This window comes from Runella defluvii, assembly GCF_014195535.1.
In the GTDB taxonomy this organism is placed as follows: Bacteria; Bacteroidota; Bacteroidia; order Cytophagales; family Spirosomataceae; genus Runella; species Runella defluvii.
Window position 1 is genome coordinate 1 of the sequence record NZ_JACIBY010000047.1, and the last position, 1286, is coordinate 1286.

Below are 1286 nucleotides of genomic sequence, written 5' to 3' on the forward strand. Positions count from 1 at the left end.
TCCTCTCCCATTGAATTGACCATTAACTACCGTGCCGCTGCCCCTCAAAATGTCTCTTTAGTCGTGGACGGAGTCTCTATCGCAGCTGGTCAAACCAAAGAGGTATGTAGTTTGGTCAATACAACCCTAACTTTTAATGCCAATTGTGCCAATGGGGAAATCATCCTCTATTCCGTCGATGGTGGTGAGTACAGTGCGGGGATTCCTACAGGGCTGCTCGATAATCAGTTCCACAACTACCGCGTGCGCTGTCGAAAAGCAGAGGCAACGCCTTCTTGCGTGGAATCTGAGTCGGGCCTCATGCGCTTAAAATTGGTCTCTATTCCCCCTGCACCCACGGTCTCTTTGTCGGCCACTACGAGTTGCGATGCCACCGCAAGTTTTAGTGGACAAGCAACTTGCGGTATGTTGCGCACTATTTGGTACAATGCCACAACCAACATCGCGTTGCCGACTTTGCCCTCAACCCTTCCAATCCAAACAACTTCCTATTATGCTCGTTGTCAGACCGATAATGGTTGTGTGAGTGAAAAAAGCAATGTAGTCACATTTACCCTTGCACCAACACAAGTTGCGCCCATCATTACCGCTTCGCAAGAAATAGTTTGCACTGGTACAACCGTAACAATCGCCGCCAACTGCCCTGCTGGAAGCCAAACCTTCTGGAACACGGGCGTCACCGCGCCAAGCTTTCAGGTCGCTTTTAGTAATGTCACAAAACAAAGCTACTTCGCCAAGTGTATTTTTGACGGTGGATGCCAAAGTGCCGAAAGTATCCGAAAAGACATTTATTGGAATGCCTTTGTGGTGACACTAATCAATATCGGACAAAGCCAATCCGCCATAAAAACCAACAACCGAAATGCTTGGACGAATCAGTTCATCACCCCAGACAATGGCCCTCAATTGGAACAAAGTACCCAGCAAAATCCGACCATATACTATGTCGAAAATGCTAACAAAATCGCCCCTCGCTACTGGACTATCAACGTCGAAACTTGCAATTTGGGAACAAACGGATCTTTGACTTTTGACATGCAAGCTGTACCTGAAATGGGCGTCATCCGTTCCTACAACACCCACGAAAACAACGCTCCCTACTTTATGTACGCCAACCGTGAAGGATGGACGGAATTATACGCTCAAAACCATCCTGCCTACGGTTTTTACCAAGACAATGGCGCAGGTGGTAACGTATATGACACAGGGTTACCCAAAGGTTTGTACAAACTTGGTATTCGTTATTGGGACATGAAAGGTTGGGGTAGTATTTATCCTGCAACTCG

The 1286-nt window shown here is 47.4% G+C and carries 1 protein-coding gene; it reads left to right on the forward strand.

What is annotated here, in order from left to right:
* A partial coding sequence (locus FHS57_RS31615) for a hypothetical protein (protein ID WP_183980814.1) occupies window positions 1-1286 on the forward strand: 1286 nt, incomplete at both ends.